The sequence below is a fragment of the Vagococcus fluvialis genome, assembly GCF_048815235.1.
Taxonomy (GTDB): Bacteria; Bacillota; Bacilli; order Lactobacillales; family Vagococcaceae; genus Vagococcus.
In genome coordinates this window covers 1-20,630 of sequence record NZ_JBMEAO010000007.1, presented here as the reverse complement: position 1 = coordinate 20,630, position 20,630 = coordinate 1, and the positions used below count along the sequence as shown (strand labels likewise).

Below are 20,630 nucleotides of genomic sequence, written 5' to 3'. Positions count from 1 at the left end.
AAGAGTTGAAAAAGACAGTAAGGAAGGTAATTTCATGACAAAAAAAGTACGCGTAAGATATGCACCAAGCCCAACAGGACATTTACATATAGGTAATGCTAGAACAGCATTATTTAACTACCTATATGCTAGACACCACGATGGGGAGTTTATCATTCGTATTGAAGATACTGACCAAAAACGTAACATTGAAGGCGGAGAAGAAAGCCAATTAGACAACTTATCATGGTTAAATATTGACTGGGATGAGTCTCCTCAAAAACCAGGTAAGTATGGACCTTATCGTCAGTCAGAAAGATCTGATATTTATTTACCATTAATCGATCAATTATTAGCAAGTAACTTAGCATACAAATGCTACTGTACAGAAGAAGAGTTAGAAACAGAACGTGAAGCTCAAAAATCACGTGGTGAGATTCCTCGTTACAATGGAAAATGTGCTCATTTATCTGTTGAAGAACAAGCTAAAAAAGAAGCAGAAGGTATTACACCAGTAATTCGTTTCCGCGTTCCTAAAAACCGTTCATACAGCTTCAATGATTTAGTTAAAGGTAACATTACTTTTGAATCAGATAGTGTGGGTGGAGATTTCGTTATTTTAAAACGTGACGGTATGCCAACTTATAACTTTGCTGTAGCAGTAGATGATTACATGATGAAAATCACTCACGTATTGCGTGGGGATGATCATATTGCTAACACACCAAAACAATTAATGGTTTATGAAGCATTTGGATGGGAAGCGCCAGTCTTTGGTCATATGACATTAATTATTAACTCTGAAACAGGGAAAAAATTAAGTAAACGTGACGAAACAATTTTACAATTTATTGAACAATACCGTGATTTAGGTTATTTACCTGAAGCAATGTTTAACTTCATTGGTTTATTAGGTTGGTCACCAGTCGGAGAAGAAGAAATCTTCTCTCAAGAAGAGTTTATTAAGATGTTTGATGCAGATCGCTTAGGTAAATCACCAGCTGCATTCGATAATAAAAAACTTGAGTGGATTAGCAATCAATATATGAAACAAGTTGAAAGAAGTGAAATGGCTAAATTAGCTCTACCATACTTAGTGGAAGCTAAATTAGTAGAAGAAAATCCTTCAGAAGAAAAATTAGCATGGGTAGAAGAATTAGTTTCTTTATACCAACCACAAATGAGTTATGCTGGTGAGATTGTTGAATTATCAAGTCTATTCTTTAACGATACATTATCTTTAGATGATGCTGCTAAAGAAGTATTAGCTGGTGAAACAGTACCTCAAGTATTAGAAGCTTTTGCTAAAAATATTTCTGAATTAGAAGTGTTTGAAGCAGCTGAAATTAAAGCATGTATTAAAGCAGTTCAAAAAGAAACTGGTGTTAAAGGGAAAAACTTATTTATGCCAATTCGTGTAGCTGTTAGTGGACAAATGCATGGACCTGAATTAGCTGAAACAATTATGCTTTTAGGAAAAGAAAAAGTATTAGATCATATTAAACAAGCAACAAACTAAATACGTTGATAAGACGAGTAAGTTGTTTTCTTGATTTAGAGAGTCCGTGGTTGGTGAAAACGGAAGAAGAAAGCAAGTGAAGTGCCTCTTTGAGTAGTTTTGGTGAAATTATAGTAGCCAAAAACGAGTGATAATCGTTAAATTATTTGAAGGTAGAAAAAAATTCTACGAATAAAAGTGGAACCACGTGAAAACGTCTTTTAGTTGTAATGACTAGAAGGCGTTTTTTATTTTGAAGGATGTGATAAGAGTGAGTATCAAAGAAGACATAAAAACAATTCGGCAAAAGGATCCTGCAGCTAAATCAGATGCAGAAGTGTTTTTCACTTATCCTGGTTTGCATGCTATTTGGGCCCACCGCGTTTCTCATTTTTTATATCGTAAGAAACTGTATTTCTTAGCTAAATGCCATGCCCAATTCTGGCGTTTTGTTACAGGGATTGAAATTCACCCAGGAGCTAAAATTGGTAAGCGATTATTTATAGATCATGGTATGGGTCTTGTTATTGGAGAAACTACTGTGATTGAAGATGATGTCACACTTTATCACGGAGTCACTTTAGGCGGTACTGGAAATGAGACTGGGAAAAGACATCCAACTATTAGAAAGGGTGCTATGATTTCAGCTCATGCTCAAATATTAGGACCAATTGAAATAGGAAAATACGCTAAAATAGGAGCTGCCTCAGTAGTATTGAAACCAGTTCCTGATTATGCAACTGCTGTGGGAATCCCAGCAAAAGTTGTTAAAATTAATCAAAAAGATAAGGAGTAAAAAGAATGAAAATATATAACACATTGACACGTTCAAAAGAAGAATTTAAAACAATTGAGCCTGGTAAGGTTCGTATGTATTTATGTGGGCCAACTGTTTATAACTATATTCATGTAGGAAATGCCAGAAGTACGGTTGCTTTTGACACCGTGAGACGTTATTTAGAATACAAAGGTTATGAAGTGAATTATGTTTCAAACTTTACAGACGTGGATGACAGAATCATTAATCAAGCCATTGAAGAAGGGGTTTCGACTAAAGAAATTGCGGATAAATATATTGATGCTTTTACAGAAGATACAGCTAAGTTAAATGTTAAGCCAGCATGTGTTCATCCTCGTGTCATTGACCATATCGATGAAATTATTGAATTTGTTGAAGTATTAATTGAAAAAGGGTATGCTTATGAATCTCAAGGAGATGTTTATTACCGCACACGTCGCTTTGAAAAATACGGTCAATTAAGCAATAAGAGCTTAGATGAATTAGAAGTTGGCGCGAGCCAACGAACAGGTGACGAACAAAATAAAAAAGAAGATCCGATTGATTTTGCTTTATGGAAAGCTGCTAAAGAAGGAGAAGTGTCTTGGGAATCTCCTTGGGGAGCAGGCCGTCCTGGGTGGCATATTGAATGTTCTGTTATGGCTTCAAAACATTTAGGTGAAACCATTGATATTCATGCAGGGGGACAAGATTTAGAATTTCCTCATCATGAAAATGAAATCGCCCAAAGTGAAGCAAAAACAGGAGAAACATTTGCTAATTATTGGATGCATAATGCGTACTTAACAGTAGGGGAATCAGGGGAAAAAATGAGTAAATCCCTTAAAAACTTTGTAACAGCCCATGAATTAATGGAGGAAGTTGATCCTGAAGTGGTCAGATTTGCTTTAGCCACAACTCATTATCGTCATCCGATGCCATTTAATGAAACGATTTTACAAGATGCTAAAAGTAATTTATCTAAATTAAAAGCTAGCTTTAATAATGTAACCTTTAGATTGGATACAGCGGTTGAGTCACTTGAAGATGATGAAGAGTACTTAAAGGAATTAGCTCAAATTAAAGAGCAATTTGAAAAAGGAATGGATGACGACTTTAACACAGCTAACGGTATTACAGCTGTTTATAGCTTAGTGAAATGGTTGAATGCTTATATCGAAAAGAACACTGTTTCTAAAACAGTTCTTACAGCTGCTCTTGATTTACTGAAGTTATTAATGGGCGTATTTGGTTTAGAGTTAGGTGAAAAAGAAGTTCTTGATGAAGAAATTGAAACGTTAATCAATGAGCGAAATGAAGCGAGAAAAAATAGAGACTTTAAACGCAGTGATGAAATTCGTGATAGCTTAAAAGCCCAAGGTATTATTTTAGAAGATACCTCACAAGGAACGAGATGGAGCAGAGAAAAATGAGTGAACAGAAAGATTACTCACTATTAAGTGGGTTAACATTAGCGTACATAGGAGATGCGATTTATGAAGTTTACATTCGAGACTTTTTAATCCGGTCAGGACAAACAAGACCGAATCAACTACATAGATTAGCAACTCACTATGTATCAGCTAAAGCGCAACATTTTTTAATTGAAGAAATGCTGAAAGAAAATATCTTAACAGAAGAAGAACAAGCAATCTATAAAAGAGGACGTAATGCTAAAAGTCATACAAGTGCTAAAAACACTTCAGTATTCATTTACCGAGCCTCTACAGGTTTTGAGTGTTTGATAGGTTATTTACACTTAACAGACCAAAAAGAACGCTTAGATAGATTAGTAGCTTGGTGTATTGAAAGGATAGGTGAAAAGAATGAAAAATAAACGTGACTTTAAACGTGATAATAAAAAAGATAACAAAAGAGAGCCTAAAAGAGATTTTAATAAAGAAGTATCTGAACCTGCTGCCTTAGAGGATGTTGTTTTTGGACCTTATCCAACAATTGAAGCTCTTCAAGCAAGAAGAGGTAATAAATTATTTATTCAAGAAGATCTAAAAAGTCACCGTATTGAAGAATTAAAAGAGTTATCTAAAGAATTTTCAGTTCCTATCGTTTGGGCACCTAAATCAAAATTAGATGACATGACAAATAAAGAAAATCATCAAGGAATCGTATTAAAAATTACGCCATACGAGTACTTGTCATTAGATGAATTATTAACACAATCCAAAGAAAAAGAAAATCGCTTCTTTTTAATTTTAGATAGTATTATGGATCCACATAATTTAGGGTCTATTATGAGAACGGCAGATGCGGTTAATGTAGATGGCATTATTATTCCAAAGCACCGTGCAGTAGGAATTACACCAGTTGTTGTTAAAACATCTACTGGAGCAGTTGAACATGTTCCTGTCGCTCGTGTAACGAATTTAAGTCAAACAATCAAAAAATTAAAAGAAGATAATGTCTGGATTTTTGGGACTGATATGGAAGGCACTGACTACACTCATTGGAATGTAGCTGGAGATATTGCTTTAGTGATTGGTAACGAAGGAAAAGGGATGGGTTCTTCACTTAAAAAAGAGATGGACGAAATGATTACTATTCCAATTGATGGACACGTACAAAGCTTAAATGCCAGTGTTGCAGCTGGTCTTTTAATGTATGAAGTTCATAGAAAGCGTCGCTCTTAATTAGATGAAGACGTCATTAAAGCGTCAAGTTTTGTTTGTAGATGGTTACAATATGATTGGTGCTTGGCCAATGTTAAACCAACTCAAAAAGCAAGAAAAACTAGGAGACGCACGTGATCAATTGTTGTTTGTGCTATCTAATTACGCTAAGTATGAGGGCATTGAAATCCTTGTTGTATTTGATGCCCAGTTTGTTCCTGGTGTAACTAAAACCTATAAAGAATATGGCTTAACTGTTATTTTTACAAAAGAAGATGAAACAGCAGATACTTATATTGAGCGCGAAGCAAGTGAACGGATCAATCCATTAACTCATGTTCGAGTAGCTACTAGTGACATGGCGGAACAATGGATTATCTTTTCCCGGGGAGCGTTAAGAGTATCTGCACGAGAACTGTATAAGGCTATTAAAACATCTGAAAAAAAAATAACAGCTCATGCAGAGGACTATAAATATAAAAACTATAGAAGACAAAGCCCATGGTCACAGTCACAGTTAGAAACATTACAAGATTTATATAATGAGATGGACGATAAATGAACATAAAGGAGAATATTAGTTCTCTTTTATGTTTTTTTATTTTATGGTACTATTTTTCCGAATAGAACAGCAAGCGTTTTCAAACTAATAAGGAAGAAGGAATCTTAATGAAAGATATCAGCCTAAGTATGATTGAAAAAGCCAAAAATGGTGATAACGATGCATTTGAAACTATTTTTATGCAGTACACCCCAATTGTTCTTAAACAATGGGGGAAATATTATTTAAGAGATTATGAGCTAGAAGATTGGTTACAAGAAGGTAGAATTGTTTGTTATAAATCTTTACAAAGATATAACTCAGATGTGAATGTTACTTTTGGTTTGTTTTTCAAGATTAACTTTGAACGATGGATAATCAGTGCTATACGCTATCAGCAAGCACAAAAAAGAAAAATAAATCATCCAGTTGAATCTTTAGAGCAAAGGATAGAAGAAAGAGGAGATTATAATGAACCTTTTGAGTTTGAGTATAAAAAGGATATCAGGTTGGAATACATATTTGTAAGAGAAAGTTTAGAAGATTTATCCAAGCAACTATCTAGTTTTGAAATTAAAGTCTATCAACATATTTTAGAAGGAACAGAGTTAGCTGACATAGCAGAAAATTTAAATGTTGAAGAACAAAAAGTTATTGGTGGCTATAGTCGAGTAAAAAGAAAGTTAAAGAAACAATTAGACGTATAGTAGTATTTATGAGTTTAACTGTTCATAAAAAGAAGGAAACAAAACATGAATAAATAATTAAAATTGAAAAAAATAGTTGATAATAAAATCATCTTATGATAAAATTTGAGTTTTTCGACTTATTATGGTATAATGGTAAAAGAGGTGAGTTGAATGGCAGCGAGTATTTTATCAATTAAAGAAGAATTGGAAAATAAAGTAGGAAGTCGTATTACGTTAGTCGCTCAGACAGGTAGAAAACGACAAACAGAGCGAAGTGGTATCTTATCAGAAACATATCCATCCGTTTTCATAGTTGACTTGGATCAAGAAGAAAATGCCTTTGAAAGAGTGTCTTATAGCTATGCTGACATTTTAACAAAATCGGTAGAAGTCCAATTTAATGAATGTGAAGAACAAGGATTAATGGGATAAATATGAGAGCCTAATAGAAATATTAAGGCTTTTTTATTTTGCCTAAAACATTAGTTGAATATAAAAATAGAGGCTGTCCCAAAAGGACAGCCTCTATTCTATTATTTAGTTGAGTCAGTTTCTTCTTTTTTATCTTCTTTTTTGTCAGCTTTTTTATCTTTTGAATCGTCAGCTTTTTCTTCTTTTTGTGGTAAGTAAGGAGTTAAGATATCTTTGAAGTCAGTATCAGAAATTTTAACGTTAGCTTTTTCTAATTCTTTACCAATAACTTCTTGTTGGAAAGTAGGATCAGCTAATTTAGCTTCTTCTGTTAATTCTTTTAACTCTTTTTCAAATTTCTTGTAGTCATTACCTTTTTTCTGGTTTTTAACCATTTTCACTAGGTAGAAAGCATCAGTTCCAGTAGTCATATCAGTAGTTGTGATAACTTCAGATACTTTACCGTCTTCTAATTTGTAAGCAGCTTCTTTAACAGCATCAGGAACAGCAACGTATTCAGGTTTAGTAGTGAAAGTAGAATCAAATGTTACTTTACCACCATCAGCTTTAGTTGTTTCATCTAAAGATTTAGCTTTTGCTACTTCGTCAAATGATTTACCATCGTTAATTTCTTTTAATGCAGCTTTTGCAGCATCTTCAGAATCTAATTTAATAATTTGAGTATCAACGCTTGGATGATATGTTGCCCATGTTGCTTTTAAATCTTCTTCTTTAATATCTAAATGAGCTTTTAACATTTCTTTATAAGCTAATTGAGATTTGATGTTTTCTTTGTATGTTTTAACATCTAAACCATTTTGTTTTAATAAATCTTCAAAAGCTTTTTTACCGCCATTTTGTTCTTGCATGTCATTGTATTGTTTGTCGATTTCTTTTGTATCAACTTTGCTACCGTATTCTTTATCAGTAATATTACTTAAAATCATACCAGTTAATACTTGGCCTGTAGTATTAGTATCTTTCTTCAATTCTTTGTATAAGTCTTCTTCGGTGATTTTAGCACCTTTCATTGAAGCGACTTCTTTACTGCTTGAGCATCCAGCTAATGTTAATACTCCTAAAAGAGTAACTGCTGCTAATTTAAATGATTTACTTTTCATTAATTACTGCACATCCTGTTCATTTATATTTTTGATTGTTACATCATTCGTTGCATCACGAATATTACTATAACATACTCTTTCTATAAAAAATATGGAATTCAAAAAAAATTCATACAATAAACACATGTTTAATCCATCAATCAAACTAAATATGTCTTATTCGTTTAATTCATTAGCTAAATTTTCCATTTCTGTGTTAATCTTTTCGATTTGATTTTTGATATCATTGATACGGTATTTTGAACGGAATTCAAAACGTTCTAATGATTTTTGAGTTCCTTCAATAAACTCTGGAAGTAGTTCGTTAGTAACATTTTCTAAATTAGCAATATTTGTCTGCACATCTTGGGCACTATTTTTTACATCGGTTACTAATTTGATTGTGTCATCGACTTCTTTAGTAATTAATTCTTTTGTTTCTTTTCCAGACCTTGGGGCAAATAAAAGAGCTGTCGCTCCACCAACAAGACTTCCAAAAAGCAGTCCTTTTATTACTTTTTTTCCAGATAAAGATTTTTTAGCCATTTTAGATACTCTCCCTTATGGTTTTAGCAATATTGGTCATGTCATCAGTTGAGTATTTGTCGCCATTGTTTTTAAAGGTAATACTGAAATCATCTTCCGTACTATAACGAGGAATTAGATGAATATGGGAATGGAAAACAGATTGATAGGCTAACTCTTTATTGTTATTGATTAGATTTAGACCTTCCATTTCAGGAAAAGCTTTCTCTAATCCACGAGCTATTTTAGGTATTTTAGAAAATAAAATTCCAGCTAATTCGTCTTCATACTCAAAGATATCTTTGACATGTGTTTTTGGAATAACTAGAGTGTGGCCTTTGGTTGTTTGTGTAATATCTAAAAAGGCATAAACCTCATCATCTTCGTATACAGGGTAACTAGGGATTTCTCGATTAATAATTTTGCAAAAAATACAGTCTGTCATAAAAAAGACCTCCTTTGTTTTATAACAACTTTACCATAAATAGTAAGGGAATTGTATGCTATATTAGACAAAAATAGAATTGCGGCGTTAAAGATATGCTATAATTTAGCTAGAATTAATAGGGAGGGTCAACACGTGAGTTTAAAGATTGAACATTTAACAGGTGGATATGGACATATCCCTGTTTTAAAAGATATAAATTTTGAAGTAGCTTCAGGAGAAATAGTAGGTTTAATAGGATTAAATGGTGCGGGGAAAAGTACGACTATTAAACACATTATTGGTTTATTAACTGAGCAAAAAGGGAAGATAATGGTAGATGGTAAAACTTTAAGAGAATCACCAGAAGCTTATCGTCAGAAGATAGGTTATATCCCAGAAACTCCCATACTTTATGATGAGTTAACCCTTAGAGAGCATATTGAAGTTACTGCAATGGCGTATGATATTCCGATGGAAGAAGCTTTTAAACGCGCAGATAAATTATTAAAGACTTTTCGATTAGATAATAAATTAGATTGGTTTCCAACGCACTTTTCTAAAGGGATGAAACAAAAGGTAATGGTTCTATGTGCCTTTTTAACGCAACCAAGTGTCTTTATCATTGATGAGCCGTTTTTAGGGTTGGATCCTTTAGCTATTAATGCGTTGTTAGAATTAATGAATGACATGAAAAATGAAGGAGCAGCTATTTTAATGTCTACTCATATTTTAGCCACAGCTGAAAAATATTGTGATCGTTTTGTGGTACTTCATGAAGGTGAGGTAAGAGCGCTAGGTTCTATTCAAGACTTACGCCAAGAGTTTGAATTACCAGATTCTTCTTTAGATGATATTTATATTTCATTAACTAAAGAAGCGGAGGCGTTATAATGAAAGAGTTTTACCTTAAGCGGCAACAGAAACATCGTCAATCTATGATGAAATATTTAAAATATATTCTAAATGACCATTTTTTATTGGTTATGCTAATTTCAATGGGTGGATTTGGTTTATATTATTCAGAGTTCATTAAAACAATTCCAGAAGATTTTGTATTAGGAAAAGTAGTAGGGATTCTTTTTTGTGTCCTTACTCTTTTTGTTGGAAAAGTGGCGACTTTAATAAAAGAAGCGGATAGTATATTTGTTTTACCTAAAGAAAGACAAATGATTCATTACTTTAAAGAAGGATTGCTTCGTTCAATCGTTCTTCCTTTTGTTGTTTTAACTTTAGTTACTGGGATTATGATGCCTCTACTTGTGGCAACTAGTTCCTTAGAATTTACCGATTTTTATCCTATTTTGCTGACTTTGTGGGTATTAAAATTAGGTCACTTAATGCTACAAGTAGCAAACTTATATTTGAATACAGATAAATCAATTAAATTAATGTCTTTTATATGGTTAGCTGCAAGTGTTACTACAATGGTGGTAAATGTCTTAATCATGCCATGGCTAGGCTTACCTATTGCAATAATAGTTGTAGGGATAATTTATGTTCAAAGTAAAAAAATGGTAGAAGACAATCCTCTTGATTGGGAAAAAGCTATTACTTTAGAAAGAAAAAGAATGAAGAAAATCTATTCATTTATTAATCTATTTACTGATGTACCAGGACTTTCTAGTAATATCAAGAGAAGACGCTATTTAGATCCGATTCTTCAAAAAATCAAGAAGGAACAAGGACAAACGTATACTTACTTATATAGTAGAGTCTTTCTAAGAGGGACTGAATATAGTGGATTGGTTTTACGTTTAACTATTATTGGGAGTTTGATTTTAATTTTTAGCGATCAACTTATTCTTAACGGGATTATCAGCGTATTATTTGTTTATTTAATTGGCTTTCAGTTATTACCGATTTATGGTGAATTTGACTATATGCTGATGACTCAGTTATACCCGGTAAAAAACGAAATGAAATTAAAAGCTGTCCAACAATTAGTGGGGGTTGTTTTAGTAAGTGTTTCACTTATTTTTAGTTTGATTTTAGTAAGTCGATTAGAAGATAAGTTAGGTGCTGTAGCAATCTGTGGAGGCTTGTTTGTAGAAAGTTTTATTTTAACGAAGATTTATGGAACAAAGAGACTAAAAAAAATGGAGAAATCTTTTTTTTAAAAAGAAAGTATAGAAAGAATATGTTATACTATTCTTCGACTTCCTTTTAAAGGATAGGTTGATTAAGTTACCTGAGAGAAAGTGGATGGGGAGAAAAGAAACATGTTTAATTTTGATAAAAACTGGAATCTCCAACCAATCAAAGGAGATACTGGAAAAGCCTATAAAGGAATGAAAGATAGCGAAAGAGTCTTTATAAAAAGAAACTCAACACCCTTTTTAGCTGCTCTATCAAGAGAAGGGATAACACCTAAGTTACTTTGGACCAAACGAACGGGAGATGGAGACATTTTAACTGCCCAAGAATGGTTGGATAGTAGACAGTTGACCCCTAGGGAAATGAGTGAAAGTTCAGATGTCATTCGCATTTTACAACATTTACATAAATCTAAATCATTAAAATCAATGCTACAGAGAATGGATGGAAAAGAAAGTTCTGCTTTTGATTTTTTAAGTGAATATGCTCAAGATTTGCCTCAAGATTTAAAAAATAATCTCTATTTGATGGGGGTTTTTAGGTATTTGGAGGATCATTTACCCTCTTTCCATCAAGTTTATTATGTTGCTTGTCACGGAGATGCGATTCATAATAATTGGCTCCTTTCAACAGATGAAAAAGTGTATCTTGTTGATTGGGATCATTCTGTATTAGCTGATCCAGCTTTAGATGTGGGAATGATTTTAGGTCAGTACATTCCAACTAACTACTGGGATTTATGGTTAAATCTTTATGATCCAGTGGGAGCTGACAATCTGTCAGAACGAGCTTACTGGTATGCTGGGATGAATTTACTGATGCAAATCAAACGTAGTTATCTAAGAAATGATCATAAGCAAGCTAATTTTCACATTGCACAATTAAAAGCAATTTATCATTATTAAAGAGTTTTAAAGGAGAGAATCATGAGATTACGTAACAAACCTGGAGCAAAAGAAACTATCTTAAGTTATCCAGAATATATTTTAACAGATGGTAGCGACTTTAAAGGTAAATGGCAAGAACGCTTTTCAAAAGTTCAACCGATTCATATTGAAGTAGGTAGTGGAAAAGGGCAATTTATTGTAGAGATGGCGAAAGCACATCCAGACATTAACTATATCGGTATTGAAATGCAAACCAATGCTATTATTTCGATTTTGGAAAAACAGTTAATAGAAACCTTACCTAATTTACAATTACTTTTAGTTGATGGAGCTGATTTAACTGATTACTTTGCTGATGGTGAAGTTGATCAAGTTTATTTAAACTTTTCAGATCCATGGCCAAAAACACGTCATGAAAAACGTCGTCTAACGTTTGAATCATTTTTAGCAACTTATGAAGCTATTGCAAAGCCAAAAGCTGAGCTTCATTTTAAAACAGATAATCAAGGTTTATTCGAATATTCGTTAGCAAGTGTTACATGGTATGGAATGACTATTAAAAAAGTGTGGTTAGACTTACATAATAGTAATTATGAAGGTAACATTATGACAGAATACGAAGAGAAATTTTCAAGTAAAGGTCAACCAATCTACCGCTTAGAAGCAATATTTAACGGGAAGGAAGCTGAATAATATCAGCTTCCTTTTTTATATGTTCTGATTGTAGGTTCTTCAAAGGTATCAATAAATTCTCTAATCTCTGTTAGAGAGTCTGTGAAAAGAAAATTATTTCTATCACTTTGTGTTAAAAAGCCAGCTTCGATCATTGAATCAAAAAAAGTAATAAGAGGGTTATAAAATCCGTTAATATTGTAAAAAATACATGGGTTTTTATGTTGACCAATTCTTCCCCAAGAAATAACTTCACTGATTTCTTCTAAAGTACCAGGGCCTCCTGGCAAAGCAATAAAAGCATCAGAAAGCTCAATCATTTTTCTTTTACGTTCATGCATATCTTCAACTAAAATTAATTCATCTAAACCACGATGAGCTAATTCCCTTTGTTCTAGGAAGTGGGGCATAACACCGATTGATTTCCCATCACCTTCAATTATGGTATCAGCTACGACACCCATTAAACCAACTGCACCGCCACCATAAACTAGGCCATATTGATTATCAATCATCCAGTTAGCTAATTTTTTGGTTTTTTCTTGATAAATAGATTGGGCACCTAAGTTTGCACCACAATATATAGCGATATTTTTCATTTTTATCCCCCTTTACGTCTATATATGATACCATAGTATAAAAATAAAAGGAGGAAAAAATAGATGGATTTATCAAATTATCAAAAATGGGTACGTTTTTTTTATCAAGAAAGAGGATGGTATGATTTAGATCCTTTTGTTCGAGTTAATTTTTTATCAGAAGAAACAGGTGAGGTAGCAAGAGCTGTTAGAGGGATTGAAATTGGCAGAGATAGGCCAGATGAAGAGGTTAAAAGTGATAAGGAATTAATAGATAATTTAAAAGAAGAATTAGGAGATGTTTTAGATAATATTTTTATTTTAGCTGATAAATATGATATTGAATTTGAGGACATACTGATAAGCCATCAACAAAAATTGATAGAACGGTTTCAATCTTATAAATAAGTATTTCTTACTAAAAAACAAATTATTTCGTCACAGAAAATTCATAAACAGAGACTATTATATAGACATACCAACAAAACAACCCTAACAAACTTTTTCATTTTATTTACTCCTCCAAAGTAAATAAAACAACTCCTTAAGAAGGTGATTCTATGAAGAATCACCTTCTTTTTTTGTTTTAATATAGATGCTAGTAGACTATGGAATTCTTAAGGTTATATAGTATACCTTTTTTTGTTTAATTGTTATTATATAATATTTTATATACTTTTATAGATATATACCAATTATATTTAAATAGAATTATTTTTGGTCAAAAAACACATGTGAGGTTAATAACATGTTATAATACTAATATAATAGTTTTTAGAAAGTGGGGAGAATAAAATGAAACAATTGAGAGCTTTATTAGTTGGAGTATTGATGATGTCATTTATTATTCCAACAGCAGCGGCGGTAAAACCGATGAAACTAAAAGCAAATGATCAAGTAACTCAAACAAGTGAAAAAGTGAAAAAAGCAGAATTTAAAATGAAAGACAGTCAAGTAGAAGTTGGTGGTAAGTGGCAAGCAGAAACTAATTTTGATTTAGCAACGGATGAAAATGGGAAAAAATTAACATGGAAAGATATTAGTGAAAAAGTACTTGTTGCTGGAGAAGTAGATACAAACAAAGTCGGTACTTATGATGTAACCTTTACGTACAATAAAATAAAGCAGCCAGTAAAAGTGAAAGTCATTGATAAAAAGATATCTGGTTTATTAGATTTGAAGACCATAAAAGTAAAAGACATGGAAATAAAAGTTGGACAAGCACTAGATCCAGTCACATTATTTGAAAGTGCTGAAAAAAAAGATGGCACGTTTGCTACTTGGGAAGAGATTGCTACTAATCTGAACATAGAGAACAACATTAACTCTGAAAAAGTTGGAGTTTACACTGTAACCTTTACTTATGGTAAAGTAACTGCGACTTCTAAAGTGTCTGTGGTAGAAAATAAACCAATTGTGATGCCGACAACATTAAATGTTTTTAATAGCACTCTTTTAGTCGGAGATAAATGGGCACCTAGTATGAACTTTGAATCGATTCTATTATCAAATGATCAAGTATTGACGTGGAATGATGTTGTTAAAGATATCGTTGTTGGCGGAAATGTTGATACAGAAAAAGTCGGAGACTATCCAGTTACATATACATATGGCGATATAACTCAGACCATAAATGTTCAAGTAAAAGAAGATAAAAAAGTAACTACTGACAAAATTATTGTGAAAAATACGGATTTATCAATTGGAGATAAATGGGAAGCCAAGGATAACTTTGAATACATCTTATTGTCAGATGGTACTAAGTTATCATTTAAAGAAGTAGAAAAAGACATGGTTATCGTTGGACAAGAGTTAAAAGATGGTGTATTAGTTGACACCAAAAAAGCAGGAACTTACAAAGTGGATTATACATATGACGGTATAACTGCTACTGCAGTGATTAATGTAAAAGCTAATGAAGTAGTAAAAGTTCAAGAAATCTCAGTGAAAGATACTAACTTACCAACAGGAGAAAAGTGGGAAGCAAAAGATAACTTTAATTATGTGTTAATGTCAGATGGAACGAAAAGAACATTTGAGGAAGTTGAAAAGGATTTAAAAGTATCAGGAGAAGTGAAAAATAACATACCAGGAACCTATAAAGTTAACTATGCTTATGGAGATAAAATAGCCGTAGCAACTGTTACGGTAAAAGATATGGAAGTTGTGAAAGTGCAAGAAATATCAGTGAAAGATACTAACTTACCAACAGGAGAAAAATGGGAAGCCGAAGATAACTTTAATTACGTACTAATGTCAGATGGAACGAAGAGAACCTTCAAAGAAGTAGAAAAAGAATTGAAAGTATCAGGAGAAGTGAAAACATCAGTACCAGGAAAATACAAAGTAACTTATGCTTACGGAGATAAAAAAGCAACGGCGACTGTTACAGTAAAAGATATGGAAGAAATAAAAGTCCAAGAAATCTCAGTGAAAGATTCTAACTTACCAACAGGCGAAAAATGGAAAGCTGAAGATAACTTTAACTATGTCTTAATGTCAGATGGAACGAAGAGAACCTTCAAAGAAGTAGAAAAAGAATTGAAAGTATCAGGAGAAGTGAAAACATCAGTACCAGGAAAATACAAAGTAACTTATGCTTACGGAGATAAAAAAGCAACGGCGACTGTTACAGTAAAAGATATGGAAGAAATAAAAGTCCAAGAAATCTCAGTGAAAGATTCTAACTTACCAACAGGCGAAAAATGGAAAGCTGAAGATAACTTTAACTATGTCTTAATGTCAGATGGAACGAAGAGAACCTTCAAAGAAGTAGAAAAAGAATTGAAAGTATCAGGAGAAGTGAAAACATCAGTACCAGGAAAATACAAAGTAACTTATGCTTACGGAGATAAAAAAGCAACGGCAACTATTACAGTGAAAAATATGGAAGTTGTAAAAGTTCAAGAAATAATTGTAAAAAATACAGAGATTACAGTAGGAAGCAAATGGGAACCAAAAGATAATTTTAAACAAATAAAAATGTCAGATGGAACAGAGAGAACTTGGAAAGATGTTGAAAAAGATATTGTAGTAGTGGGACATACAGGAGTAACTGGGGAAAGAGTGAATACTCAAAAAGCAGGAACTTACAAAGTAGATTATACATATGGTAGAAAAACAGCAACGGCAACTGTTACAGTAAAAGAAAATAAGAAAACAGTTGTACCTGTGAAACCAGGAAAAAAATTACCTCAAACAGGAGAGGTTAATCAAAAAGGAATAATCGTACTAGGTTTAGTGATCATTGTTGGGATTGGAACAATTGTGCTAAAGAAAATGAAAAAAGAAGTTGAATAAAGTTATTTGATAGTAAAAAATAAGAGGCTAACCATCGGGGTTAGTCTCTTTATTGATATTATTGTAAACGATAAATATCTAAAATTGTACCTGTGTAAGCATCTGCTAAGAATTCGTATTGTGCTAATTCGCCATCTTCAATACGTGAAATACCACCTGTATAAGTTTTAGATTGAACAGCAAACTTTTGGAAAGGCTCTTTTTTGAAATGAATCCATGACCCTTCAATAGGTCCTTCTTGTAAAAAGTCAGCCTTAACACGTTCTAAAATATCATCTGCAGATAAAGTTTTATTTTTTTTGTAGAAGTAAGCTAGAGCTGCGCCACCAATAGCGCCGACAGCTAAACCAATTCCCATACCAGTTGTTAGACCATGTTGATAAAACTCTTTATTTTTGTTGTTTCTCAATGTGTCCTACCTCCTCTAGTAATTACTTACGTTTATTGTAGCATAAAAAGAGAAAAAGCAAAAAAAAATCATAAAAAATGTTGCTAGATGCTTAAAGATTTTTTTGCAACAGCCGAATTATGTTATAATTAAGTGAGGATAGAAAGAGAGGTGGGTCTACTAATTTTAGTAGATAATTATGGAAGAAAAATTATTTAATCGAATCAAACAATTAACAGAAATTCAAAGTGTCAGTGGTTTTGAAGAAAACATGCGTGAAGTTATGACAAAAGAAATGACACCTTTAGTGGATAAAATTGAGTACGACGGTTTAGGCGGCGTATTTGGAATTAAAAAAAGTAAAGCTGAAAATGCGCCACGCATTATGCTTGCTTCTCATATGGATGAAGTTGGATTTATGTTATCACAAATATTAGATAGCGGTTTGTTTAGAGTTGTCCCTCTAGGAGGATGGAATCCTTATGTGGTTTCAGCACAACGATTTACCTTACAAACTAAAAAAGGAAATTATCCAGTGATTTCTTCATCTGTTCCACCACATTTATTACGTGGAACAAATGGGCAAAAACAAATTGATGTTTCTGATATTTTATTCGATGCTGGTTTTACTTCAAAAGAAGAAGCCGAAGAATATGGTGTTAGACCAGGAGATGCTATTGTACCTGATGCAGAAACGATTCAAACGGCTAATGGTAAACGTATTATCAGTAAAGCTTGGGATAATCGTTATGGCTGTACACTAGTGTTAGACGTATTAGAAGAATTAAAAGATACAGAATTACCTAATACATTAATTGCTGGAGCAAACGTTCAAGAAGAAGTTGGTTTACGTGGAGCAAAAGTCTCTACAACAAAATTCAGACCAGATTTATTCTTTGCAGTAGATTGTTCCCCTGCTGATGATTTGGAAGGTAAAAAAGATGCTAATGGTCGTTTAGATGGTGGCTTCTTATTAAGAATTTTTGACCCAGGTATGATTATGTTACGTCGTATGCGTGAATACATTGTTGAAACAGCTGATGTAAAAGAAATTCCATACCAAACATTTGTGTCAAAAGGTGGAACAGACGCAGGTGCTGCTCACTTAGCAAATGATGGTATTCCAAGTGCTGTAATTGGGGTTCCAGGACGTTACATCCATACACACCAAACTATGTTTAGTGTAAAAGATTACGAAGCTGCAAAAGCGATGGTACTTGCTTTGTTAACATCTTTAGATCGAGAAAAAGTAGACGAAATAATTTACGGAAAGTAGGTTACTAGATGATAATTCCAACTTCATTAGAAGAAATTGCAACATATATTGAAAATGAAAAAACAATTCTTTTCTTTACAGCTGATTGGTGTGGTGATTGTGTTTTTATCAAACCGCATATGCCTGAGATAGTTGCTAATTTCCCAGAATTCAAATTTGTGCAAATTGACCGAGATGAATACATTGATTTATGTCAACAATGGGATGTCTTTGGTATTCCTAGTTTTATCGCTGTTGATGGTGGTAAAGAAATTGGTCGTTTTGTTAGTAAAGACCGTAAAACTAAAGAAGAGATTACAGAATTTTTAAAAACATTATAGAAAGAGGATGAGCTTATGATAGAATCACAAGAATACACTTCAATATTAGTTGGAACAGACGGTAGTGACCAAGCTAAGTTAGCTTTTGAAAAAGCAATTGCAGTAGCTAAAAGAAACAATGCTCGTGTTGTTGTTGCCCATATTATGGAAAATAAGTTATACGGTGGAACAATGTCGTTTTCAACTTTCACTCCAGATTTACTACAAGCCCAATCAGATCAAGCAAAAGTTTTGTTAGATAGTTATGTAGAAATTGCTAAAAAACTAGATTACGATCATGTTGAAACTGTTTTAGAGTTTGGTTCTCCTAAAGTTCTTATGGCTAAGGATTTACCTGAGAAATTTAAAACAGACTTAATCATGGTTGGTCAGTCAGGTTTAAATGCAGTAGAGCGCTTAGTGATGGGGAGTGTTAGTGATCATATTATTCGTACAGCTCCTTGTGATGTTTTAATTGTAAGACCGGAATAAACATAGGAGGTAAGTACAATTATTTGTGCTTACTTTCTTTATGTAAAGGAAAGGATTAATAGGATGATAGTTAGTTATAATTTAAATGGTGTGGGAGACACACTGATGCTAGTTATGGCAGATAGTAAAGGGCAAGAGGTTACCTCAGTAAGAAAAGGTGACGTCGCTTGCGTTAGTATTACAGAAACGAAAGAAGTTGTTGCTTGGAATATTTTCTCAGCAAGTCACAAAATCACTAACCTAAATGGAGCAGGTCAAATTGAATTATCACCTTCTCAATTAACAGAACTTAATTTAGCTGTTAAGGAAGCAGGATTCGATACAGAATTTGAATTAGATAATTCACCTAAGTTTGTAGTTGGATTTGTTAAAGAATGCCAAAAACACGAAGATTCAGATCACCTAAGTGTGACAAAAATTGTCGTAGATAATGATGAAGAATTACAAATTGTTTGTGGTGCTTCAAATATTCGTGAAGGATTAAAAGTAGTTGTTGCTAAAGTCGGAGCTATGATGCCCGATGGAATGATTATTTGGCCTGGTGAATTAAGAGGTGTTAAGAGTGATGGTATGGTTTGTTCAGCACGTGAACTAAACTTACCGAATGCACCAGAAGTTAAAGGGATTCTAGAATTGCCTGATATGTATGAAGTTGGAGCAAGTTTTAAATTAGGTGTAAGTATTAACGAATAAATTAAAAAATATTGTAGTTTAATGAACTTTCTTGTAGAATAATCATAACAAATCAAAATATTGGGGGGAACAAAGATGAGCTTTACAGATGAGACAGTTAGATTTAATTTTAACGAAGACAACAAAAAAGAAGTAAGTGAAACTTTAACAATCGTGTACCGAGCTTTAGAAGAAAAAGGTTATAACCCGATTAATCAAATCGTTGGTTACCTATTATCAGGAGACCCTGCCTATATTCCACGTTATCAAGATGCTCGTAATTTAATTAGACGTCATGAACGCGATGAAATTATGGAAGAATTAGTGAAAGATTATCTTTCTCATCAAGGAATTAACTTATAATGAGATTGATGGGTCTGGATGTTGGCTCTAAAACCGTTGGAGTTGCTGTAAGTGACCCGCTAGGTTGGACTGCACAAGGAATTGAAATTATTAGAATAAATGAAGCTGAAGAAGTTTTTGGTATTGAACGCGTTGGAGAGCTTGTTAAAGAGTATCAAGTCAAAGGTTTTGTAGTAGGATTACCTAAAAATATGAATAATAGCATTGGACCAAGAGCTGAAGCATCAATGGCTTATGGAAAAATGTTAGAAGATACATTTGGGTTACCTGTTCATTATCAAGATGAGCGTTTAACAACCGTTCAAGCTGAAAGAATGCTTGTTGAACAAGCAAATGCTTCTCGCGCTAAAAGAAAAAAAGTGATTGATAAAGTCGCTGCTGTTATGATTTTACAAAATTATTTAGACAAGAAAATGTAAGAAAAGGTCGTATTCTAATGAATACGACCTTTTTTGTTTGTGTGAATAACTAATCCTATAGAAATTATGTTTAAAATCCTCTTTATATTAAAAGTATATTAAAAAAACAAGTTATTTTATTTTTTTAATTCAAAAAAGTACCGTTTATTGGAATATGGAAAGAGATGGCGCTATAATAACCATACAAATGATAGATATCAGTCTTTATTTGTGAAAAGTTTGGGGATTGGGGGAGTAGTATAGCTATGCTGGTATCAAAAAATAAATAAGAGGTGATTGAATAAAAAATATATTTTGAGAAATAAAATGGGGATACTTAAATATATTTTTAGTTCGTTGCATAGGAAAATTGAAATGGGGTTTTAGATGTTAGTTCTGCGTTTAGGTCAGAGTAACTGTTCCTAAAATCTAATGGGTTATTTGATTCAGAACGTCTGTCTTAATTTTAAGTAAAGATGTCTCTTAAAAATTAAATTTAAAATTAATAACCTGAATAATTCATAGCTTTAATTCTTTGGTACATTTTATTGAAATATGTATCACTAATATCCCTATCAACTGATTTTGACTAAAAAGTTACTTCAAACATTCACTGTTCAAAAATATTGAGGA

General features: G+C 32.8%; 25 protein-coding genes and 1 other annotated feature. Of the genes, 20 read left to right on the top strand and 5 right to left on the bottom strand.

Going from position 1 to position 20,630, the window contains the following annotated elements; genetic code table 11:
- Positions 1 to 34: 34 nt before the first annotated feature.
- From gltX to ACODH8_RS05825, 8 genes are all read left to right on the top strand, one after another.
- Positions 35 to 1,498: a glutamate--tRNA ligase gene (gene gltX, locus ACODH8_RS05860; RefSeq protein ID WP_332467078.1), complete on the top strand. Its 1,464-nt coding sequence runs from the start codon at positions 35 to 37 to the stop codon at positions 1,496 to 1,498.
- Positions 1,495 to 1,702 (top strand) — a binding site (T-box leader). It overlaps the preceding gene by 4 nt.
- A 46-nt stretch (positions 1,703 to 1,748) precedes the next feature.
- Positions 1,749 to 2,273 carry a serine O-acetyltransferase EpsC gene (gene epsC, locus ACODH8_RS05855; protein WP_332467077.1) on the top strand — a complete coding sequence of 175 codons (525 nt, stop codon included), beginning with the start codon at positions 1,749 to 1,751 and terminating at the stop codon, positions 2,271 to 2,273.
- A 5-nt stretch (positions 2,274 to 2,278) separates the two neighbouring features.
- A complete protein-coding gene (cysS, locus tag ACODH8_RS05850; protein WP_332467076.1) occupies positions 2,279 to 3,688 on the top strand; it encodes a cysteine--tRNA ligase in 1,410 nt (469 codons plus the stop codon).
- Positions 3,670 to 4,092 carry a Mini-ribonuclease 3 gene (locus ACODH8_RS05845; RefSeq protein WP_332467075.1) on the top strand — a complete coding sequence of 141 codons (423 nt, stop codon included), beginning with the start codon at positions 3,670 to 3,672 and terminating at the stop codon, positions 4,090 to 4,092. Before cysS ends, ACODH8_RS05845 begins: the two co-directional genes overlap by 19 nt.
- Entirely contained in the window at positions 4,082 to 4,903 is an 822-nt protein-coding gene (rlmB, locus tag ACODH8_RS05840; RefSeq protein ID WP_332467074.1) for a 23S rRNA (guanosine(2251)-2'-O)-methyltransferase RlmB, read from the top strand. Before ACODH8_RS05845 ends, rlmB begins: the two co-directional genes overlap by 11 nt.
- A gap of 4 nt (positions 4,904 to 4,907) precedes the next feature.
- The gene (locus ACODH8_RS05835; protein WP_332467073.1) at positions 4,908 to 5,444 is read left to right on the top strand and encodes an NYN domain-containing protein; all 537 of its coding nucleotides are present in this window, start codon (positions 4,908 to 4,910) and stop codon (positions 5,442 to 5,444) included.
- A gap of 107 nt (positions 5,445 to 5,551) precedes the next feature.
- The gene (locus tag ACODH8_RS05830; RefSeq protein ID WP_332467072.1) at positions 5,552 to 6,130 is read left to right on the top strand and encodes a sigma-70 family RNA polymerase sigma factor; all 579 of its coding nucleotides are present in this window, start codon (positions 5,552 to 5,554) and stop codon (positions 6,128 to 6,130) included.
- A gap of 153 nt (positions 6,131 to 6,283) precedes the next feature.
- The gene (locus tag ACODH8_RS05825; protein ID WP_332467071.1) at positions 6,284 to 6,544 is read left to right on the top strand and encodes a Veg family protein; all 261 of its coding nucleotides are present in this window, start codon (positions 6,284 to 6,286) and stop codon (positions 6,542 to 6,544) included.
- 101 nt (positions 6,545 to 6,645) lie between these two features.
- On the opposite strand, the gene ACODH8_RS05820 is transcribed toward ACODH8_RS05825, so the two are convergent.
- The 3 genes from ACODH8_RS05820 to ACODH8_RS05810 all read right to left on the bottom strand — a co-directional run bounded on the left by ACODH8_RS05820 (position 6,646) and on the right by ACODH8_RS05810 (position 8,596).
- The gene (locus tag ACODH8_RS05820) at positions 6,646 to 7,644 is read right to left on the bottom strand and encodes a peptidylprolyl isomerase (RefSeq protein WP_332467070.1); all 999 of its coding nucleotides are present in this window, start codon (positions 7,642 to 7,644) and stop codon (positions 6,646 to 6,648) included.
- Between the two features lie 159 nt (positions 7,645 to 7,803).
- The gene (locus ACODH8_RS05815; RefSeq protein ID WP_332467069.1) at positions 7,804 to 8,172 is read right to left on the bottom strand and encodes a YtxH domain-containing protein; all 369 of its coding nucleotides are present in this window, start codon (positions 8,170 to 8,172) and stop codon (positions 7,804 to 7,806) included.
- Between the two features lies 1 nt (position 8,173).
- The gene (locus ACODH8_RS05810) at positions 8,174 to 8,596 is read right to left on the bottom strand and encodes an HIT family protein (RefSeq protein WP_332467068.1); all 423 of its coding nucleotides are present in this window, start codon (positions 8,594 to 8,596) and stop codon (positions 8,174 to 8,176) included.
- A gap of 135 nt (positions 8,597 to 8,731) precedes the next feature.
- Here ACODH8_RS05810 and ACODH8_RS05805 point away from each other — a divergent pair, with 135 nt between their 5' ends.
- The 4 genes from ACODH8_RS05805 (at position 8,732) to trmB (ending at position 12,252) form a co-directional block, all read left to right on the top strand.
- Positions 8,732 to 9,469 (top strand): ABC transporter ATP-binding protein, encoded by a 738-nt coding sequence (locus tag ACODH8_RS05805; protein ID WP_332467067.1) that lies wholly within the window; start codon positions 8,732 to 8,734, stop codon positions 9,467 to 9,469.
- Entirely contained in the window at positions 9,469 to 10,695 is a 1,227-nt protein-coding gene (locus tag ACODH8_RS05800) for an ABC transporter permease (RefSeq protein WP_332467066.1), read from the top strand. The genes ACODH8_RS05805 and ACODH8_RS05800 overlap by 1 nt, the downstream gene beginning before the upstream one ends.
- Positions 10,696 to 10,797: 102 nt before the next feature.
- Entirely contained in the window at positions 10,798 to 11,577 is a 780-nt protein-coding gene (locus ACODH8_RS05795; RefSeq protein WP_332467065.1) for a phosphotransferase family protein, read from the top strand.
- A 21-nt stretch (positions 11,578 to 11,598) separates the two neighbouring features.
- On the top strand, positions 11,599 to 12,252 hold the full coding sequence (gene trmB, locus ACODH8_RS05790; RefSeq protein WP_332467064.1) for a tRNA (guanosine(46)-N7)-methyltransferase TrmB: 654 nt from the start codon (positions 11,599 to 11,601) through the stop codon (positions 12,250 to 12,252).
- A gap of 2 nt (positions 12,253 to 12,254) precedes the next feature.
- Here the strand turns inward: trmB and ACODH8_RS05785 are convergent, their stop codons facing one another.
- The gene (locus ACODH8_RS05785) at positions 12,255 to 12,830 is read right to left on the bottom strand and encodes a TIGR00730 family Rossman fold protein (protein ID WP_332467062.1); all 576 of its coding nucleotides are present in this window, start codon (positions 12,828 to 12,830) and stop codon (positions 12,255 to 12,257) included.
- A 63-nt stretch (positions 12,831 to 12,893) separates the two neighbouring features.
- On the opposite strand from ACODH8_RS05785, the gene ACODH8_RS05780 reads away from it, so the two are divergent.
- Together ACODH8_RS05780 and ACODH8_RS05775 are read left to right on the top strand one after the other, a co-directional pair.
- On the top strand, positions 12,894 to 13,217 hold the full coding sequence (locus ACODH8_RS05780; RefSeq protein ID WP_332467061.1) for a MazG-like family protein: 324 nt from the start codon (positions 12,894 to 12,896) through the stop codon (positions 13,215 to 13,217).
- 387 nt (positions 13,218 to 13,604) lie between these two features.
- Positions 13,605 to 16,109, top strand: coding sequence for a bacterial Ig-like domain-containing protein (locus ACODH8_RS05775; protein ID WP_420517619.1), 2,505 nt, complete (start codon positions 13,605 to 13,607; stop codon positions 16,107 to 16,109).
- A gap of 58 nt (positions 16,110 to 16,167) precedes the next feature.
- Here the strand turns inward: ACODH8_RS05775 and ACODH8_RS05770 are convergent, their stop codons facing one another.
- Positions 16,168 to 16,467, bottom strand: coding sequence for a PepSY domain-containing protein (locus ACODH8_RS05770; RefSeq protein WP_332467083.1), 300 nt, complete (start codon positions 16,465 to 16,467; stop codon positions 16,168 to 16,170).
- Between the two features lie 229 nt (positions 16,468 to 16,696).
- On the opposite strand from ACODH8_RS05770, the gene pepA reads away from it, so the two are divergent.
- The 6 genes from pepA (at position 16,697) to ruvX (ending at position 20,018) form a co-directional block, all read left to right on the top strand.
- Complete coding sequence (gene pepA / locus ACODH8_RS05765) at positions 16,697 to 17,773, top strand: glutamyl aminopeptidase (RefSeq protein ID WP_332467059.1); 1,077 nt, start codon at positions 16,697 to 16,699, stop codon at positions 17,771 to 17,773.
- A gap of 8 nt (positions 17,774 to 17,781) precedes the next feature.
- On the top strand, positions 17,782 to 18,093 hold the full coding sequence (locus tag ACODH8_RS05760; protein WP_332467058.1) for a thioredoxin family protein: 312 nt from the start codon (positions 17,782 to 17,784) through the stop codon (positions 18,091 to 18,093).
- 18 nt (positions 18,094 to 18,111) lie between these two features.
- The gene (locus ACODH8_RS05755) at positions 18,112 to 18,564 is read left to right on the top strand and encodes a universal stress protein (RefSeq protein WP_332467082.1); all 453 of its coding nucleotides are present in this window, start codon (positions 18,112 to 18,114) and stop codon (positions 18,562 to 18,564) included.
- Positions 18,565 to 18,627: 63 nt separating this feature from the next.
- The gene (gene ytpR / locus ACODH8_RS05750) at positions 18,628 to 19,257 is read left to right on the top strand and encodes a YtpR family tRNA-binding protein (RefSeq protein ID WP_332467057.1); all 630 of its coding nucleotides are present in this window, start codon (positions 18,628 to 18,630) and stop codon (positions 19,255 to 19,257) included.
- 75 nt (positions 19,258 to 19,332) lie between these two features.
- Positions 19,333 to 19,599, top strand: a complete 267-nt coding sequence (locus tag ACODH8_RS05745) for an IreB family regulatory phosphoprotein (RefSeq protein ID WP_332467056.1) — start codon at positions 19,333 to 19,335, stop codon at positions 19,597 to 19,599.
- Positions 19,599 to 20,018 carry a Holliday junction resolvase RuvX gene (ruvX, locus tag ACODH8_RS05740; RefSeq protein ID WP_332467055.1) on the top strand — a complete coding sequence of 140 codons (420 nt, stop codon included), beginning with the start codon at positions 19,599 to 19,601 and terminating at the stop codon, positions 20,016 to 20,018. Before ACODH8_RS05745 ends, ruvX begins: the two co-directional genes overlap by 1 nt.
- The last annotated feature ends 612 nt before the right edge of the window (positions 20,019 to 20,630 follow it).

What these genes read in the sequence shown, in the direction of transcription:
- gltX (WP_332467078.1), top strand. Translation starts at nt 35, where the DNA reads ATGACAAAAAAAGTACGCGTAAGATATGCACCAAGCCCAACAGGACAT.
- cysS (WP_332467076.1), top strand. Translation starts at nt 2,279, where the DNA reads ATGAAAATATATAACACATTGACACGTTCAAAAGAAGAATTTAAAACA.
- ACODH8_RS05845 (WP_332467075.1), top strand. Translation starts at nt 3,670, where the DNA reads ATGGAGCAGAGAAAAATGAGTGAACAGAAAGATTACTCACTATTAAGT.
- rlmB (WP_332467074.1), top strand. Translation starts at nt 4,082, where the DNA reads ATGAAAAATAAACGTGACTTTAAACGTGATAATAAAAAAGATAACAAA.
- ACODH8_RS05835 (WP_332467073.1), top strand. Translation starts at nt 4,908, where the DNA reads ATGAAGACGTCATTAAAGCGTCAAGTTTTGTTTGTAGATGGTTACAAT.
- ACODH8_RS05830 (WP_332467072.1), top strand. Translation starts at nt 5,552, where the DNA reads ATGAAAGATATCAGCCTAAGTATGATTGAAAAAGCCAAAAATGGTGAT.
- ACODH8_RS05825 (WP_332467071.1), top strand. Translation starts at nt 6,284, where the DNA reads ATGGCAGCGAGTATTTTATCAATTAAAGAAGAATTGGAAAATAAAGTA.
- ACODH8_RS05820 (WP_332467070.1), bottom strand. Translation starts at nt 7,644, where the DNA reads ATGAAAAGTAAATCATTTAAATTAGCAGCAGTTACTCTTTTAGGAGTA.
- ACODH8_RS05815 (WP_332467069.1), bottom strand. Translation starts at nt 8,172, where the DNA reads ATGGCTAAAAAATCTTTATCTGGAAAAAAAGTAATAAAAGGACTGCTT.
- ACODH8_RS05810 (WP_332467068.1), bottom strand. Translation starts at nt 8,596, where the DNA reads ATGACAGACTGTATTTTTTGCAAAATTATTAATCGAGAAATCCCTAGT.
- ACODH8_RS05800 (WP_332467066.1), top strand. Translation starts at nt 9,469, where the DNA reads ATGAAAGAGTTTTACCTTAAGCGGCAACAGAAACATCGTCAATCTATG.
- ACODH8_RS05795 (WP_332467065.1), top strand. Translation starts at nt 10,798, where the DNA reads ATGTTTAATTTTGATAAAAACTGGAATCTCCAACCAATCAAAGGAGAT.
- trmB (WP_332467064.1), top strand. Translation starts at nt 11,599, where the DNA reads ATGAGATTACGTAACAAACCTGGAGCAAAAGAAACTATCTTAAGTTAT.
- ACODH8_RS05785 (WP_332467062.1), bottom strand. Translation starts at nt 12,830, where the DNA reads ATGAAAAATATCGCTATATATTGTGGTGCAAACTTAGGTGCCCAATCT.
- ACODH8_RS05780 (WP_332467061.1), top strand. Translation starts at nt 12,894, where the DNA reads ATGGATTTATCAAATTATCAAAAATGGGTACGTTTTTTTTATCAAGAA.
- ACODH8_RS05775 (WP_420517619.1), top strand. Translation starts at nt 13,605, where the DNA reads ATGAAACAATTGAGAGCTTTATTAGTTGGAGTATTGATGATGTCATTT.
- ACODH8_RS05770 (WP_332467083.1), bottom strand. Translation starts at nt 16,467, where the DNA reads ATGGGAATTGGTTTAGCTGTCGGCGCTATTGGTGGCGCAGCTCTAGCT.
- pepA (WP_332467059.1), top strand. Translation starts at nt 16,697, where the DNA reads ATGGAAGAAAAATTATTTAATCGAATCAAACAATTAACAGAAATTCAA.
- ACODH8_RS05760 (WP_332467058.1), top strand. Translation starts at nt 17,782, where the DNA reads ATGATAATTCCAACTTCATTAGAAGAAATTGCAACATATATTGAAAAT.
- ytpR (WP_332467057.1), top strand. Translation starts at nt 18,628, where the DNA reads ATGATAGTTAGTTATAATTTAAATGGTGTGGGAGACACACTGATGCTA.
- ACODH8_RS05745 (WP_332467056.1), top strand. Translation starts at nt 19,333, where the DNA reads ATGAGCTTTACAGATGAGACAGTTAGATTTAATTTTAACGAAGACAAC.
- ruvX (WP_332467055.1), top strand. Translation starts at nt 19,599, where the DNA reads ATGAGATTGATGGGTCTGGATGTTGGCTCTAAAACCGTTGGAGTTGCT.